The organism is Pararhizobium polonicum, from assembly GCF_001687365.1.
In the GTDB taxonomy this organism is placed as follows: Bacteria; Pseudomonadota; Alphaproteobacteria; order Rhizobiales; family Rhizobiaceae; genus Pararhizobium; species Pararhizobium polonicum.
The window spans coordinates 239,902-257,094 of sequence record NZ_LGLV01000012.1 but is presented as its reverse complement, the minus strand read 5'-3'; the positions used below and the strand labels follow the sequence as shown (position 1 = coordinate 257,094).

The window sequence follows — 17,193 nt, the reverse complement described above, 5'->3', positions numbered from 1 at the left end:
AGGCGATGAACCCGGACTGGCGGGATTTGTATCATGAGCTTTGGTAGGCTTGGGCGTGGATCCTCGGGTCGAGCCCGAGGATGACGGAGGGGAGGGAGGCTGTTTGGGAAACTCGGATGCCGTCGACATCAGGATATTTGCTTTTGGTTGATCCAACCACAAAAGGTTGTCATCCTCGGGCCTGACCCGAGGATCCATTCCCAAGCCCCGCCGTCTCACACCTTCTCCACAAACCCGTCCAGCACCCGCTTCTGCCCCGCCCGGTCGAAATCGATCGTCAGCTTGTTGCCCTCGATGCCGGCAATATTGCCATTGCCGAACTTGATATGGAACACCCGGTCGCCAACGGTGAATTTCGAGGGTTCGTCGATCCTGGACTTGGCGATCAGTTCGCCGTCGATGGTGCGGGCCTTGGGGCCACTTTCGCCGTAGCCGATGCGTTCGATGGAGACGCCGGAGCGGTTGCCCCAGTTGTCGCGGGTGGCGTCGGTCTTGTTGGCCTGGGCGCGTTTCCAGCCGGGGGTGGAATAGGTGTTGGCGAACGGTTCCTGCTTGTCGAAGCGCGACTGGCCGTAGCCGCCGCGATTGTAGCCGCCATAGGACTGATCGGCCTCCGAGACCTCGACATGGGTGACCGGCAGTTCGTCGAGGAAGCGCGAGGGCAGGGTGGATTGCCACAGGCCATGGATGCGGCGGTTGGAGACGAACCAGATGTGGCAGCGGCGCTTGGCGCGGGTGAGGCCGACATAGGCGAGGCGGCGTTCTTCCTCCAGGCCCGAGCGGCCGCCTTCGTCGAGCGCGCGCTGGTGGGGAAACAGGCCTTCCTCCCAGCCGGGCAGGAAGACGGTTTCGAATTCCAGCCCCTTGGCCGAATGCAGCGTCATGATCGAGACGGCGTCGAGTTCGGCATTCTGCTCGACATCCATCACCAGCGCGATGTGTTCGAGGAAGCCGCGCATGCTCTCGAAGGCTTCCATCGAGCGGATGAGTTCCTTCAGGTTTTCCAGCCGGCCCGGCGCTTCGGCCGACTTGTCGTTTTTCCACATGTCCGTATAGCCGGACTCTTCGAGGATGGTTTCGGCCAGCTCGGTGTGCGGCGTGGTTTCGAGCAGGCCCTGCCAGCGCTGGAACATCGAGACGACGTCGAACAGCGACTTGCGCGGTTTCGGCTTCATCTCGTCGGTTTCGACGATATCGGCGGTTGCCGCCAGCATCGGGATGTCGCGCTTGCGGGCATAGTCGTGCAGGGCGCGCACGGTGGTGTCGCCGAGGCCGCGCTTGGGGGTATTGACGATGCGCTCGAAGGCGAGGTCGTCGGCCGGCTGGCAGACGAGACGGAAATAGGCGAGCGCGTCGCGGATTTCCAGCCGCTCGTAGAAGCGCGGGCCGCCGATGACGCGGTAATTGAGACCGAGCGTGACGAAGCGGTCTTCGAACTCGCGCATCTGGAAGGAGGCGCGCACCAGGATCGCCATGTTGTTGAGCGGGTGCTGATTGCGCTGCAGCTGTTCGATCTCCTCGCCGACGGCGCGGGCTTCCTCCTCCGAATCCCAGGCGGCGTGGACCTGCACCTTGTCGTCGTTGGGGTCGGTGCGGTCGGTAAACAGCGTCTTGCCGAGGCGGCCTTCGTTATGGGCGATGAGATGGGCGGCGGCACCCAAAATATGCTCGGTCGAGCGGTAGTTGCGCTCGAGCTTGATCACCTTGGCGCCGGGAAAATCCTTTTCAAAGCGCAGGATGTTGTCGACCTCGGCACCGCGCCAGCCATAGATCGACTGGTCGTCGTCGCCGACGCAGCAGACGTTTTGCGGCACGCCCTTCGGGCGCTGGGCGAGCAACCGCAGCCACATGTACTGGGCGGTGTTGGTGTCCTGATATTCGTCGACGAGGATATAGCGGAACTTGTCGTGGTACTCGCGCAGCACATCCGGGTTGGTGCGGAACATGCGGATGGGATGCAGCAGCAGGTCGCCGAAATCGCAGGCATTCAGTGTCATCAGCCGGGCCTGATAGGCGGCATAGAGTTCGCGACCCTTGCCATTGGCAAAGGAGCGGGCGTCGCCCTCGGGGATCTCGGCGGGGCCGAGGCCCTTGTTCTTCCAGCCGTCGATCATCTGGGCAAACTGCTTGGCCGGCCAGCGTTTGTCGTCGATGCCGTCGGCCTGGATCAGCTGCTTGACCAGCCGCACCACATCGTCGGTATCGAGAATGGTGAACGAGGATTTCAGGCCGACCAGTTCGGCGTGGCGGCGCAGAAGCTTGACGCCGATCGAGTGGAACGTGCCCATCCACGGCATGCCCTCGACGGCGCCACCGACGAGAACGCCGACGCGCTCCTTCATCTCGCGGGCCGCCTTGTTGGTGAAGGTGACGGCGAGGATTTGGCTGGGGAAGGCGCGGCCGGAGGCAAGGATGTGGGCGATGCGGGTGGTGAGCACGCGGGTCTTGCCGGTGCCGGCGCCGGCCAGCACCAGAACCGGGCCGTCGAGGCTTTCCACCGCTTCGCGCTGTTCCGGGTTCAGGCCGGAGAGATAGTCGGGCACCCGGTGCTGGTCACGCGCCGCCATGGCGCGGGCGGCGATGCCGCCAAGCGCAGTGCTGCCGCCGGCGGGGGCGGGCGGTGCCGGTTGATGACCGCCGCGCGCAGGGCGTGCTGCCGGCTCTTCGTCGAAGAAGGGAATATCGTCAAAACCATTGCTCATGCGGCTCAATGTAGTGATTCGGAGCCGAAAGGCCAGAATTCCGTTCTTCTTTTATTCCATAAGTCCAGCTTCTTTGGTGCAGCCACCGTTTTTCCGCCGCGATCAGGGGTGATGATCGGCATCGAAAACGGGATCGACGGGAAGCTGCAATGCCGTTGCCAGCTGGTTGGTCTTGGCGGCGAGCGATATGACGCGCAGCAGGTCGGCATGCTGTTCGTCCGTCATGCCTTTGGCTCTCGCGGCTGCCGTATGCGAATGGGCGCAGTAACCGCAGCCATTGGTGACGGAAACGGCGATATAGAGCAGCTCCTTCACCAGCGGATCGAGCGCCGACGGCGTTGCCATCACGGCCTTGACCTCGGCCCAGGTGGTTTCGAGCAGGCCGGGATCGAAGGCGAGGTAATGCCACATGTTGTTGATGAAATCGGACTTGCGGGTGGCGCGGATGTCGTCAAACACGGCTTTGACCCGGGGATCGGATTCCGGGTTCTGATTTTTGGTTGTGGTGCTCATGGGTTCCTCCGGGCATCGTCTGGCTGGCCGGCGGCCGCTAAGGCCGAAAACGGCTTTTATTACAATTGCGTAATGATGGCATTCTAGGATTGCCTGTCATGCGGCGACAAGAGATAGTTGCAGCAATGACGGGTTTCGAGCGCCATCCGGCCGAAACCTGTGGATTTTCAATTTGGAGTTTCGCATGCGGCTTTGGAAGCAGCTGGTGATCAGCCTGGTTATTCTCGCGGCAGGCCTGGGGATCTGGGTCCGCTTCGTGCCGGGCGCCGGCGCCATGCTTGCCAAGGCCGGCGTGCCCGAACAGCTGCTGGCCTTTGCCGCCAAGCCGGCCGGCGATGGCAATGACGGGCAGGGGCAGGGCGGCAGGCGCGGCCAGGGCGGCGGTGCGCCGCTGGTGGTGACCCAGCCGGTCGACAGCGCCGTCGTCAACGACAGGCTGAACGCCATCGGCAATGGCGAGGCGATTCTGTCGGTGGCGGTGACGCCGCAGGCAACCGGCAACCTCACCGAGGTGCTGGTCCATTCCGGCGAGCGGATCGAAAAGGGGCAGGTGATCGCCCGCCTCGACAGCGAGGAGCAGAAGATCGCCGCCGCGCAGGCGAAAGTCGCCGTCGACAGCGCCCGCGAAAAGGTCGAGCGCAACCGCAAGCTCGGCAATGCCGTTTCCGTCGCCATCCTGCGCGAGGCCGAGTTCGCCATGCAGGCAGCCGAGCTTGCGCTGCAGACCGCGCAGCTCGACCTGACGCGCCGCGATATCGTTGCGCCGTCGGCCGGCATCGTCGGCATCATCACCATCAATCCGGGCGATTACGTCACCACCTCGACGCCGATCGCCGTCGTCGACGATCGCTCGCAGATCCTCGTCGATTTCTGGGTGCCGGAGCGGTTTTCCACCAAGATATCGGCCGGGCAACCGGTTTCGGCCTCGGCCATCGCCATGCCGGGCTCGGAACTGTCCGGTGTCATCCACGCCATCGATAACCGCGTCGATCAGGCCAGCCGCACGCTGAGGGTCCGGGCGCGGATCGACAATCCCGACGATACGCTGCGGGCCGGCATGTCGTTTGCCGTCTCCGTCCGCTTTCCCGGCGACGACTATCCGACGGTCAACCCGCTGGCGGTGCAATGGAGCGCCGACGGCTCCTATGTCTGGCGCGTGGCGGATGACAAGAGCGAGAAGGTTCCGGTCAAGATCATCCAGCGCAACTCCGACAAGGTGCTGGTCGAGGCCGCGCTTGCCAAGGGCGATGCGGTGGTGATGGAAGGCGTGCAGCGCCTGCGCGACGGCGGCGCGGTACGCATCGCAACCGACGATCCGCCCCGCGAGCGCAAGCCGCAGGGGAGCGATCCCGAGCAGAAGGTTTCCGAGGCGGGGACGGCGAAATGAGCGGTGGGGGCGATCATCACGGCGCGGGCAGGACGGCGGGGTTCACCGCGCTCTTCATCCGCCGGCCGATCCTTGCTCTCGTCGTCAACACGCTGATCATCGTTGCCGGACTGGCGGCGCTGAACGGCATCGAAATCCGCGAGCTGCCGCAGGTGGACCAGCCGGTGGTCTCGGTCAACACCCAGTTCGACGGCGCCTCGCCGGAAACCGTGGACCGTGAATTGACCTCGGTGATCGAGGGCGCCGTCTCGCGCGTCCAGGGCATCAAGGGCATTTCCTCGACCTCGCAATACGCCCAGAGCCGGGTGACGCTGCAGTTTTCCGATACGACCGATATCGGCCAGGCCTCCAACGATATTCGCGATGCGCTCGGCCGGGTGGCCAACCAGCTGCCGGATGACGCCGACGAGCCGCGCATCGTCAAGGCCGATGCCGACAGCCAGCCGATCCTGCGGCTGGCGCTGACCTCCGACATGCTGTCGATGGAAGACCTGACGCTTTTGGCGGAAAACGAGATCACCGACCGGCTCGCCGCCGTCGAGGGCGTCGCCGACGTGCAGATCAACGGCGATCAGAAAAAGATATTCCGCATCGACGTCAACCAGTCGAAGCTGGCCGGACGCGGGCTGACCGTCGCCAGCCTGCGCGATGCGCTGGCGACCGCCTCGCTCGACGTGCCGGCGGGATCGCTGACCAGCATCAATCAGGATATTTCGGTGCGCGCCACCGCCGACCTGCAGACGCCGGAGCAGTTCGAAAGGCTGATCATCGGCAACAATGTCCGCCTCGGCGATATCGCCACGGTGACGCTCGGTCCCGATATCGGAACCTCGTCGCTGCGCTCGGACGGACGCCAGGGCATCGGGCTCGGCATCATCCGGCAGGCGCAGTCGAACACGCTCGACATTTCCGAAGGCGTGAAGAAGGCCGTGGCGACGATCGCGAAGATCCTGCCCAAGGGTACGGAACTGAAGATCGTCAACGACGACGCGGTGTTCATCGACGGCGCCATTCACGAAGTGGAGATCGCGCTGGTCGCGTCGATCATCATCGTCACCATCGTCATCTATCTGTTCCTGCTCGACTGGCGTGCAACGCTCATTCCGACGCTGACCATGCCGATCGCGCTGATCGGTACCTGCGCCGCCATCTATCTCGCCGGGTTCTCGATCAATATCCTGACGCTGCTGGCCATCGTTCTGGCGACGGGGCTGGTGGTGGATGACGCCATCGTCGTTCTGGAAAACATCGTGCGGCGGCGTGGCGAGGGCATGGGACCGCGGGCAGCCGCCGTGCTCGGCACGCTCGAAGTGTTCTTCGCCGTCATCGCCACCACCGCGACGCTGGCCGCCGTCTTCGTGCCGCTGTCGTTCCTGCCGGGACAGACGGGCGGGCTTTTTCGCGAATTCGGTTTCGTGCTCGCCTTCGCCATCCTGCTCTCGGCCTTCGTATCGCTGACGCTGTGCCCGATGCTGGCCTCGCGCATGCTCAAGGCGCATGGCGAGCAGCATGGCCATACCGGCTTCATGGCCGGGGTCGGCGCTTTCGCCGCCGCGTTCTACAGGCGGACGCTGCGGGCCTGCCTCAACTCGCCGCTGATCGTCTTCATGATCGCCATCGCGGTGACGGCCGCGGGGGCGGGAGCCTTCACGCAGCTGAAATCGGAGTTGACGCCGACGGAGGACCGCGCGCGCATCATGGTGCGGATCCAGGCGCCGCAGGGCGTATCGCTGGATTATACGCAGGCGCAGATGCGCCGCGTCGAGGAGGGGTTGAAATCGCTGGTCGACAAGGGCGAGATTGCCAATATCTTCTCCGTGTCCGGGCAGGGCGGCTCGGTCAATACCGGCTTCATGGTGCTGACGCTTTCGCCGTGGAGCGAGCGTGCCCGCACGCAGCAGCAGATTTCCGCCGATATCACCAAGATCACCAGCAATATCCCCTCGATCCGCGCCTTTCCGGTGCAGCCGAACAGTCTCGGGATTCGCGGCGCCGGCAACGGCCTGCAGGTGGCGCTGGTCGGCAACGACTATGCGAAGCTGGGCGACGCGGCCGCCAAGCTGGTGCGGCAGATGGAAGACAGCGGCCGTTTCGAAAATGTCCGCCTGAACTACGAGGCCAATCAGGCCCAGCTTTCGGTGACCATCGACCGCGAACGGGCGTCCGACCTCGGCATCGACATCAAGGGACTGTCGTCTGCGCTGCAGGCCATGCTCGATGGCAACAGCGTGCTGGACGTCTATGTCAATGGCGACGCCTATCCGGTCAAGCTGTTGTCGACGACCAACCCGATCAACGATCCGACCGATCTTCAAAACATCTTCTTGAAAACCGGCGACGGCAAGATCGTGCCGATGTCGTCGATCGCGAGCGTCGAGGAAAAGGCCGTCGCACCACAATTGTCGCGGGAGCAGCAGCTGCGTTCCGTCTCGCTTTCGGCGGGGCTCGCCTCCGGCGTCGCACTTGGCGATGCGCTGAAGACGGTCGAGACGATGGCCGCGCCGCTCCTGCCGCCGGGCTCGCGGGTCGTGCCCCTGGCGGAGGCCGCCACGCTGAATGAAAACGCCAATGGCCTGTTCATCACCTTCGGCTTTGCCCTCGTCATCATCTTCCTGGTGCTGGCCGCGCAGTTCGAGAGCCTGATCAGCGGCCTGATCATCATGTCGACCGTGCCGCTGGGGCTTGCCTGCGCCGTCTTCGCCATGCTCCTGACCGGCAATACGCTGAATATCTACAGCCAGATCGGCCTGGTGCTTCTGGTCGGCATCATGGCCAAGAACGGCATCCTGATCGTCGAATTCGCCAACCAGCTGCGCGACCGTGGCGACGACCTGCGCTCGGCCATCGAGAACGCGGCGAATATCCGGCTGCGGCCGGTGATGATGACGATGATCGCCACCATCGTCGGCGCCGTGCCGCTGGTGCTGGCAAGCGGTGCCGGGGCCGAGGCGCGGGTTGCGCTCGGCGGCGTGCTGGTCGGCGGCCTCGGGCTTGCCACCGTCGTCACGCTCTATCTGACGCCGGTCGCCTATCTGGTCATTGCCCGCTTTACCAAGCCGCAGGTCGACGAGGAGCGGCGCCTGCACCGCGAGCTGGAACATGCCGAAGCCCTGCAACTGGCGGAGGCCGCCGAATAGGCTCCGCCGGTTTGCCGTCACTCTCCCCACAGGCTATTTCTTCCCTGTGTCCCGACAGTCTCACTTTGTCGCAATTCTTTGCTAGAGCCATTCTGGTAACAGATGAGGTTCTGGACAAAGTGATTCCGATTTGCACAGTAGAGCGTTGAAATCTAAGAATTTCCGCAGCGCTGGGCGGTGGTTCGGGGGAGGCATGTTATGGCGTTGAAGGCGATCAGGGCGGGCAGCCGCAACGAAACAGGCATAGCCGCTGTTCTCGGGCTGATGCGCGAGCGGTTCGGCGATCGTTTCCAGACCGGTGAGGCGATCCGCGCCCAGCATGCCCACACCACCACCTATATTCCGGCACAGCTGCCCGACGGCGTCGTCTTTCCGGACAGCGCGGCAGAGGTCGAGGCGATCGTGACGATTGCCAGCGAGCATGGCGTGCCGCTGATCGCCTTCGGCACCGGATCTTCGCTCGAAGGTCATATCAATGCGCCGCATGGCGGCATCAGCGTCGATATGAGCCGCATGGACAGGGTGCTCGAGGTCAATGCCGGTGATTTCGATTGCACCGTCCAGCCGGGAATCACCCGGGAGGCGCTGAACGTCTATCTGCGCGATACCGGCCTGTTTTTCCCGATCGATCCCGGCGCCAATGCCTCGATCGGCGGCATGGCATCGACGCGGGCGTCCGGCACCAATGCGGTGCGTTACGGCACGATGAAGGACAATGTTCTGGCCGTGACGGCCGTGACGGCGGGGGGGAAGGAAATCCGCACCGCCCACCGCGCCAAGAAGTCGTCCGCCGGTTACGACCTGACACGCCTCTTCGTGGGAGCGGAAGGCACGCTCGGCATTCTCACCTCGGTCACACTCAGGCTGCAGGGGATACCTGAGACGATCGCCGGCGGTGTCTGCTCGTTTCCGTCCGTCGGCGATGCCTGCAACACGGTGATCCTGACCATCCAGTCCGGCATTCCCGTTGCCCGCATCGAACTGCTCGACGCCCTGCAGATGCAGGCGAGCAATGCCTATTCGGGACTGTCCCTGCCGGAAGCGCCGACGCTGTTCGTCGAGTTTCACGGCAGTGCCGAGAGCGTCGCGCTGCAATCGAAGCAGTTCGGCGAGATCGCCGCCGAATTCGGCAGTTCCGAATTCCGCTGGACGGCGAATACCGAGGAACGCAACACGCTGTGGAAAGCCCGCCACAATGCCTATTGGGCGCAGAAAAACCTGCGGCCGGGCCTGGCGATCATCTCCACCGATGTCTGCGTGCCGATTTCGCGGCTTGCCGATTGCGTCGAGGCGACCCATGAGGACATTGCCGCCCACGGACTGGTCGCGCCGATCGTCGGACATGCGGGCGACGGCAATTTTCATGTCGGCCTGCTGTTCGACGACAAGGACGCCGCTGACATCACCAAGGCGGAGGCTTTTGTCGCGCGTCTCAACGGTCGGGCGCTGGCGATGGACGGCACCTGCACCGGCGAACATGGCATCGGTCAGGGCAAGATGCCGTTTCTCGAAGCCGAGCTCGGCGATGCGCTGGATCTGATGCGGCAGGTCAAGCACGCGCTCGATCCCGGCAACATCTTCAATCCCGGCAAGATTTTTGCCATGTGAAAACAGTCAGTGGATGTTAAGGAGTGGTAGACGCCGACAAGGGCGCTACCGTGCGCGGTCAAGAGGGATAGGACTTTCAACTGGTGCTTTCGCGAATTCTGGTTTTCGTCGGTGGTCTTCTGGTCGTGGCGCTGTTTGCCGCGCTGATTGCGCCACTGTTTGTGGACTGGACCGATTTCCGCAAGGATTTCGAGCGTGAGGCGAGCCGGATCATGGGCAAGCCCGTGGTCGTTCACGGCAGCGTCGATGCCCGGCTGCTGCCGTTCCCCTCGGTTACCCTCAATGACGTGCGCGTCGGCCAGTCCGAGACCGGCGAACCGCTGATCCAGGTCGAGCATTTTTCGATGGATGCCGAGCTTGCGCCGTTCCTGTCCGGCGAGGCGCTGATCTTCGACATGCGGCTGGAATCACCGAAGGCGAAGATCCGGCTGCTGCCGGACGGCACGCTCGACTGGGCGCGGGGCCGCAAGGCATCGATCCCGGCGAAGACCGTGATTCTCGAAAATGTCGCCATCACCGGCGGCCAGATCGATTTCATCGACGAGCAGACCGGCCGGACGCGGCACATCACCGGGCTTCAGGCCGATCTTTCCGCCCGTTCGCTGGCTGGTCCGTGGAAGGTGGAAGGCCGCGCGGCGCTGGACGGTGAGGCGGGCAGCTTCGCTTTTTCCAGCAGCGAGGCTGACGAGGCCGGCACGCTTGGCCTGCGCTCGCGGCTGACGCCCGACAAGCGGCCCTTTGGTGTCGAACTCGACGGCGATCTGAAGATCGTCGATTTCAAGCCGCTCTATCAGGGCAAGTTCACGCTGACGGAAAACAAGCCGGCGGAGGCGCAGAAGACCCAGGACAAATCGGCCGCGCTGCGGGTGACCGGTGAATTCGAGCTGACCAACGAGCGCATCCGCGTGCCCGACTACCGGCTGGAGATCGGCCCCAAGGACGATCCCTATCTGGTGACCGGCGAGGCAACGCTGGATACCGGCAAGGAGCAGGAGTTCCTGCTTCTGGCCGACGGCCAGCAGATCGACGTCAGCCGCATCGGCAATGCCGGGGCGACGGGCAAGACCGGGCGCGACCCGGCGATCTCCGTTCGCCAGAGGCTGGCTGCGATGATGGCGATCGCCGCCGATATTCCGATCCCGCAGGTGCCGGGCCGGGCGAGCCTGAAACTGCCGGCGATCGTCATCGGCGATACGACGGTGCGCGATGTCCGGCTGGATCTGCGGCCGGACGGGGCCGGATGGATGGTCGACAATGTGGTCGCACAATTGCCCGGGCGCACGCAGTTCGAGGCCAAGGGCAGGCTGCAATTGAACGGCCATCGCGCCTTTCGCGGCGAGATGCTGGTCGCCTCCAACCAGCCTTCGGGACTGGCGACCTGGCTTGCCGGTTCGGTCGATCCGGCCATCCGTAAGCTGAAGACGGCCGGGTTTTCGGCGACGGTGAACCTCACCGATACGTTGCAGGAGTTCGAGCGGTTGGAAGTGGCGGCGGGTCCCGCCGTGCTGCGCGGCCGGATCGAGCGGCAGGCACCGGAGGGCGCGCCACCGAACCTGTCGTTGCAGCTCAAGGGCAACAGCATCGATCTGGAGGCGCTGCAGGCGCTGGCCGGACTGGTGGCCGGCGATGCCTCCACCGCGACACTTCTGTCGCACACGATCGCGGCCGACCTTTCGGCCGAACATTTCTCGGCCTTCGGCGAGGAGGCCAGCGATGTGCAGCTGGTGGCGACCCTGAAGAACGGCCAGTTGCAGGCCGAGCGCGTCTCGATCGGCGATATCGCCGGCACGCAGCTTGCCCTGTCGGGACGCATGAGCGGCGAGATGACCGCACCGGTGATTTCGGCGAAGATGAAGCTGGCATCCCCGGACATCACGCCCTTCCTGAAGATGATCGAGCGGCACGCGGCCGCGCACCCGGCGCTGGAACGGCTGGTCAAGGGCGGGCCTTACTATAGCGATGCGGCGCTTGACCTGACGCTGTCGGCCGGCAGTCAGGACGGCAAGGCGCCGGTGACCTTCGGCATTATCGGCACGGCGAACGGCACGAAGATCGCCGCCAACTATCAGGCGCCGGATATCGCGCAGGCGCTGACCGGGCAGGGCATCTTGCTGGAAGCGACGATGGAAAACCCGTCGACACCGGTTCTGCTCGGCCAGATCGGTTTTGATCCGCTGCCGTTCGATGCCGACAAGAATGCCATTCTGTCGGTAAAGCTTCAGGGCACGGATGGCCAGAAGGCCAATGCCGGGCTGACCTTCACCACGGCGCGGACCGCGCTTTCGGCCAATGGCGATATCGACCTGTCGCGCGACAATTTCCTCTCCGGCCAGTCGAAGATCACGCTGGACAGCCAGGATTTCGAACCGTTCCTGCTCTTGCAGGGCATCGGCCTGCCGCAGATGGGCTCCGGCCTGCCGCTGGCGTTGAAGGCGGATGTTGCGACGACGCCGGATGCGGTGACGCTCTCTGCCATTGACGGCAAGGCGGACGGCAACGCGTTTTCCGGCACCTTTGCGGTCGACCGGAAGACGCCGGGCAAGGCAACGGGCCAGATTGCGCTCGATACGCTCGATCTTGCCTGGCTGGGCGAGGGGATCCTCGGCCCGGTTCAGGATGCGGCGAGCGGCGACCTGTCGTCGGCGCCGGTGGTGCAGCCTGCCTGGAGCGGGCTCGACGTGGCGGTCGATGTGTCGGCCAAGCGGTTCTGGCCCGGCGTCTACAGCGCCGTCTCGGACATGTCGGGCAAATTTGTCTGGAAGGGCGATCAGATCGAGATCAATACGCTGGCCGGCGGCTGGCTCGGCGGCAAGGTCGAGGGGCGCCTGCTTTTGGGCAATGGCGACGGCTCCGGCTTCTTCCAGACGCGGCTCGACCTCAAGGACGGCGACCTGGATGCGGCGGCCTGGAAAACCGGCGGAGCGGCTGTTGCGGCCGGCAAGTTCGATCTGTCGCTGGCCATGGAGGCATCCGGCAAGACGGCGCGGGCGATGGCCGAATCCGCCAGCGGCTCGGGCACGGCGACGTTGCGCGATACCGTCGTGCATGGTTTGAACACCGCAGCGCTGCCGGCCATCATGGCAGCAGCCGATCATCTTCAGGGCGAGATTACTCCGGATAAGGTCAGGCCGCTGGCGGAGAAGGAAATCCTGTCGGGGCAGGCGGCGCTTGGCGCGGTGACGGTGCCGTTCAGCATCGCCGGCGGCACGCTGCGGGCCCAGAACGTGACGGCGGGCGATGCGGCGGCGGCACTTTCCGGAAATCTGGAAATCAGCTTTCCGGATGAGCGGATGAAGGCCGGTCTCACTGTCGATCTGCGGCCGGGCGAAGAGGCGCTGACCGGTGCCGAGGCGCAGGTGCGCCTCGATTATGCCGGGCTTCTGCATGCACCGGGCCTGACCTTCGATGCGGCGGACCTGTCGAATTTCCTGTCGCTGCGTGCCTTCGAGCGCGAACGCCGCCGTGTCGAGACGCTGCAGGCGAACGTGCTTGAAAAGCAGCGGCTGCGGCGGGAAGTGGCGCTCTACAAGGCCAATGCGCTCGAGCGGGAAGCGGCACGGCTGCGGGCGGTGGAAGAGCAGCGCCAGCGTCAGCTGGCCGCCGAAGAGGCTGCGCGCCAGAAGGCGGAGGCTGAAGCCAAGGCGCAAGCCGAGAAGAAAGCAGCAGAAGATGCCGCCGCTGCGAAGAAGGCAGCGCAGGATGCTGCGGCTGCCAAGGCCGCCGAAGAGGCGGCACGAAAGGCTGCCGAGCAGAAAAGCCAGACCCTGTTGCCGGTCGATCCGACCGGCGGCGTGCTGCGCGGCGACGCACTGGCCGCGCCGCAGGAGACGCAGGGCGGCGCATCGCAACAGCCTGCCCAGCAGCAGCCGGCCGTGCGGATACCACAGCAGGGGCTCGATTTCGAAATGCTGCCGGGCGTCACGCGGCCATAGGCGGTTGGAACGTCGCGGGATGCCGACGCTGGCTGTCAGGCTTGTTCGTTGCGGGATTTGATCCAGTTCAGCACATGGACCCTGAGCGCCGATGACAGATTGCTGTCGGCCGGACGGCCGTCGTCGATCTCGGCGATCAGCTGCGCCAGCGCTATCTGACGGCTTTCGGCGATCGCCTTCAGCTCCTGCCAGAACGGCTCCTCCAGCGAAAAGCTGGTGCGGTGGCCATGCAGTGTCGCGGAATGCTTGCGGATCACGATGTCGCCTCAGAAAGTGAATCATCTTTTTCTGAAAGTGATTCCGGAGATTGGGCTTGTTCGTTGATTTTACATCGAATTCAAAGGTTTCAGCCGTGCGCGAAATTCAATCGCCATCGGCGGGAACATCCGGCGGCGTCTCGCGCTTGCCCTGGTCGAGGGCCTTGCTGGCCTTGTCGTTGAGCGTTCTGGTCAGCTGTTTCTCGGTCTTGGTGCGGCCGAAGGAGATACGGTTCTGCTCGGCCGCCTTATCCTTCTCCGTCCGCGCCTTCTGCTTGCGGAACTGACGGAGATTGACGACGTCGCCGGTCATGATGAACCTGTCCTGATGAAAGCGGGGGTCAGTTCTTCTTGCGGAACGAATCGAGGGAGACCACCGATCCGCCCTCCTTCTTGCCGTCGTCGCCGGACTTGGCAGCGGCAGTTTCGCCCTCGGGCTCGGCGGTCTTGTCCGCCGTCGCGACGGGATAGGCGGTGATTTCGGCGGTCTCCTCCTCTTCGGCGGCTGCAACATCGAACTCAAGCTCGAAATTGACCGACGGATCGTAGAAGCCGCGAATGGCGTTGAACGGGATGACCAGCTTTTCCGGGGTGTCGGAGAAGGACAGGCCGATTTCGAACAGCGTCTCGGTGACCTTCAGGTCCCAGAACTGGTGCTGCACGACGATGGTCATCTGCTCGGCATATTTGGCCTTCAGATGCTGGGAAATGCGCACGCCAGGAGCGCCGGTCAGAAAGGTGATGAAGAAATGATGGTCTCCGGGAAGGGCACCCGTCGCTGCGACTTCAATCAGGACCTTGCGAATGACGCTGCGAAGGGCGTCCTGCGCGAGAATGTCGTAGCGGATATGGTCTTGGCCCATAAGATCCCCGTCTTTCTTGTAACTCAACTCTGTCACACTGTATGCCACCGGCTCTGTACGCAGGAAAGTCCTGATATACGAGTCATTTGCATCATCTATAGACCATTTCAAGGCAATGGAGAAGGCGACCGGAAAGCGGAGGAGACGGTGACGCGGATGGGGAGAAGTGGAGGTTTCTGTTGCCAGGTACCTCCGAACCCCGCCTAAAGGTGCGACCCCTTAGGACTTGATTTGAAGTGTCACACTGCGATTAAGCAGCGAGACGAGCTTCCGCATAGTTGTCGTTTGCAACTACAATTTTAGCCCGATAACGGTGGTACAATGCCGAGCAAAAAGTCGATCTTTACGCCCTTGTCGATCCTATTTCGCCCCCATCAAAAGCCGGTCTGCCATTTCTGACATGTGAGTCGCCCCTGACATGTCAGTCACGATCGACCGGTTTTTGGTGGAGGCGCCGGGTACCGCCCCCGGGTCCAATAGGTTTATTCCATCGCCTGTTTATCGCCATAGCCGCCCGAAGACGGCAAGGGGGATATAGGTCTTTTGAGACCCCAAGAAAAGGGCCTTTTCGAAAATACAGTGTACGCTTTTCGGCCATTACCGGCGGATTGGCCTTGACTTGCCCGCAAAGCGTGAAAAAACTCGGGTGTGCGCGTCCTTCCAGAGGAACGGCACGTGGCGCGAAGACAACCAAGTGAGGAGACACCATGACGGATTATCTCGCGGATGTGCGGAAATACGATAGCGGCGCTGATGAGGCGATTGTAAACAAGATTGTCAAACATCTCGGCATTGCGCTGCGCAACAGGGATTCCTCGCTGGTTTCCGCATCCGACCAGACCGAGCTCGACCGGGTCAAGGAAAAATGGTGCGGCAAGAAGCTTGGCGTGACCGGCCCGGATGCCGATGCTGCCGTCGATGCCGTGGCAAAAACCATGGCCGGCGACCGCTCGAAGTCCCGCGTGACCTTCTACTATCTCGTGGCCAAACACCTCGGCAAGCTGGCGACGCTCTGATCGTCAGCCGATCCGGCAATCGTAGTCTGGGGATACCCGGGATTACCGATTGGTTCGCCGCCGAGTTGCGCCTAATTTATCGCGAAACGAATCGGCGGCGAACCTTATGAAGCAATATCTCGACCTCTTGCGCCATGTGATGGAGACCGGCTCCGACCGTAGCGACCGGACGGGAACGGGGACGCGCTCCGTCTTTGGCTACCAGATGCGGTTTGATCTGGCGGAGGGCTTTCCTGTCCTCACCACCAAGAAGCTGCATCTCAGGTCCATCATCCATGAGCTGCTGTGGTTCCTGAAGGGCGATACCAACATCGCCTACCTGAAGGAAAACGGCGTCAACATCTGGGACGAATGGGCCGACGAAAACGGCGATCTCGGCCCGGTCTACGGCTACCAGTGGCGCTCCTGGCCAACCCATGACGGCCGTCACCTCGATCAGATCACGGCACTTGTCGAAGGCCTGAAGACCAACCCGAATTCACGCCGGCATATCGTCTCGGCCTGGAACCCGGCACTGGTGGACGAGATGGCGCTGCCGCCATGCCACTGCCTGTTCCAGTTCTATGTTTCTAACGGCAAGCTCTCCTGCCAGCTCTACCAGCGCTCGGCGGATGTTTTCCTCGGCGTGCCCTTCAATATCGCCTCCTACGCGCTGCTGACCCTGATGGTGGCCCAGGTCTGCGGCCTCCAGCCCGGCGATTTCGTCCATACGTTCGGCGATACGCATATTTATGCCGACCATTTCGAGCAGGCGCGGTTGCAGCTTGAACGTATCCCGAAGCCATTGCCGAAAATGGTACTCAATCCTGATGTGATCGATCTTTTTGCTTTCCGTTACGAGGATTTCCAGCTTTCTGGCTATGAGGCAGACGCGCATATCAAGGCGCCGGTCTCAAAATGACCGTTGAGCGCCGGCAACCGCGTATTTTCGTCGGTTCGTCTACCGAGGGATTGCCGGTGGCGTTTGCGATACAGGAAAATCTTGATTTCGAAGCGGAAGTTACCGTTTGGTCGCAGGGTGTCTTTCTGCCGAGTAATGTCGTTCTCTCCCGGCTGATTGCATCTCTTAAAGATTATGATTTTGCAATTTTCGTTTTTACGCCGGACGATTCCTTGACCATGCGCGGCGGTCAGTATTCTTCCGTTCGCGATAATGTCATCTTTGAACTGGGATTGTTTCTGGGGCGACTGGGAGGGGATCGATGTTTTTTTGTCGCTCCACGTCATGCCGAGGCATTGCACCTGCCGACTGATCTTCTTGGCATCGTTCCGTTATCCTACAATGAAAAGCGTCAGGATGGTCGGTTAGTGGCTGCACTTGGCGCGGCCTGCAATCAAATTCGCGCAGCTTTGAGAGCCGCAGAAATTGCGGATGGCAAGGAAGCTGAGAACTCAGTTTTGCCCAGCCGTTTTTGGGAAAAAACGTCAGTGGAAGATTATGTGCGTTTGTGGAACGAGAGTGATATGGCAGCGGCTCGAAGCCGTATTCGCCTTCTTGATCACGACCCACGTAGCGAAGAGTTTCAGGGCGCTTCAAACGAGATTATGAAGATTTATGCATTTCTTGAAAGTCTTGCAGACGGCATTGTTACCGGTGCGCTTGAGGAGCAGGCGGCAAAATCTACGTTTGAAGCTGCCATTCTTTCTTTTTGGCCATTTTATGCAACATCACGCGGACCGGTTGGATGGGTCGATCCCGATGACTACTGGCAAGAGATTCCACAATTGGCAAAGCTTTACGAGAAATGGAAAGTGGCCAGTTAAACGGAATTGACCTG

12 protein-coding genes and 1 other RNA gene are annotated in these 17,193 nt (G+C 62.6%); 7 read left to right on the top strand and 6 right to left on the bottom strand.

Annotated features, from left to right (window positions below; genetic code table 11):
• Positions 1–215 precede the first annotated feature (215 nt).
• Positions 216–2,702, bottom strand: coding sequence for an ATP-dependent helicase (locus ADU59_RS20005; RefSeq protein WP_068955908.1), 2,487 nt, complete (start codon positions 2,700–2,702; stop codon positions 216–218).
• A 102-nt stretch (positions 2,703–2,804) separates the two neighbouring features.
• Entirely contained in the window at positions 2,805–3,215 is a 411-nt protein-coding gene (locus tag ADU59_RS20000; protein ID WP_068955907.1) for a carboxymuconolactone decarboxylase family protein, read from the bottom strand.
• A gap of 184 nt (positions 3,216–3,399) precedes the next feature.
• On the opposite strand from ADU59_RS20000, the gene ADU59_RS19995 reads away from it, so the two are divergent.
• From ADU59_RS19995 to ADU59_RS19980, 4 genes are all read left to right on the top strand, one after another.
• A complete protein-coding gene (locus tag ADU59_RS19995) occupies positions 3,400–4,602 on the top strand; it encodes an efflux RND transporter periplasmic adaptor subunit (protein WP_068955906.1) in 1,203 nt (400 codons plus the stop codon).
• Positions 4,599–7,739, top strand: a complete 3,141-nt coding sequence (locus ADU59_RS19990) for an efflux RND transporter permease subunit (RefSeq protein WP_068955905.1) — start codon at positions 4,599–4,601, stop codon at positions 7,737–7,739. Before ADU59_RS19995 ends, ADU59_RS19990 begins: the two co-directional genes overlap by 4 nt.
• A gap of 198 nt (positions 7,740–7,937) precedes the next feature.
• On the top strand, positions 7,938–9,347 hold the full coding sequence (locus tag ADU59_RS19985; protein WP_068955904.1) for an FAD-binding oxidoreductase: 1,410 nt from the start codon (positions 7,938–7,940) through the stop codon (positions 9,345–9,347).
• Positions 9,348–9,430: 83 nt separating this feature from the next.
• Complete coding sequence (locus ADU59_RS19980) at positions 9,431–13,279, top strand: AsmA family protein (protein WP_068955903.1); 3,849 nt, start codon at positions 9,431–9,433, stop codon at positions 13,277–13,279.
• A 35-nt stretch (positions 13,280–13,314) separates the two neighbouring features.
• Here the strand turns inward: ADU59_RS19980 and ADU59_RS19975 are convergent, their stop codons facing one another.
• The 4 genes from ADU59_RS19975 to ssrA form a co-directional block, all read right to left on the bottom strand.
• On the bottom strand, positions 13,315–13,536 hold the full coding sequence (locus ADU59_RS19975; RefSeq protein ID WP_068955902.1) for a ribbon-helix-helix domain-containing protein: 222 nt from the start codon (positions 13,534–13,536) through the stop codon (positions 13,315–13,317).
• A 106-nt stretch (positions 13,537–13,642) separates the two neighbouring features.
• The gene (locus ADU59_RS19970; RefSeq protein WP_068955901.1) at positions 13,643–13,849 is read right to left on the bottom strand and encodes a DUF4169 family protein; all 207 of its coding nucleotides are present in this window, start codon (positions 13,847–13,849) and stop codon (positions 13,643–13,645) included.
• A 28-nt stretch (positions 13,850–13,877) separates the two neighbouring features.
• Positions 13,878–14,399, bottom strand: coding sequence for an SspB family protein (locus tag ADU59_RS19965; protein ID WP_068955900.1), 522 nt, complete (start codon positions 14,397–14,399; stop codon positions 13,878–13,880).
• A gap of 165 nt (positions 14,400–14,564) precedes the next feature.
• Positions 14,565–14,963, bottom strand: a transfer-messenger RNA (tmRNA) gene (ssrA, locus tag ADU59_RS19960).
• A 143-nt stretch (positions 14,964–15,106) separates the two neighbouring features.
• On the opposite strand from ssrA, the gene ADU59_RS19955 reads away from it, so the two are divergent.
• From ADU59_RS19955 to ADU59_RS19945, 3 genes are all read left to right on the top strand, one after another.
• Entirely contained in the window at positions 15,107–15,415 is a 309-nt protein-coding gene (locus ADU59_RS19955) for a DUF2853 family protein (RefSeq protein WP_068955899.1), read from the top strand.
• A gap of 106 nt (positions 15,416–15,521) precedes the next feature.
• On the top strand, positions 15,522–16,316 hold the full coding sequence (locus tag ADU59_RS19950; protein ID WP_068955898.1) for a thymidylate synthase: 795 nt from the start codon (positions 15,522–15,524) through the stop codon (positions 16,314–16,316).
• Positions 16,313–17,179 carry a TIR domain-containing protein gene (locus ADU59_RS19945; RefSeq protein WP_068955897.1) on the top strand — a complete coding sequence of 289 codons (867 nt, stop codon included), beginning with the start codon at positions 16,313–16,315 and terminating at the stop codon, positions 17,177–17,179. Before ADU59_RS19950 ends, ADU59_RS19945 begins: the two co-directional genes overlap by 4 nt.
• The last annotated feature ends 14 nt before the right edge of the window (positions 17,180–17,193 follow it).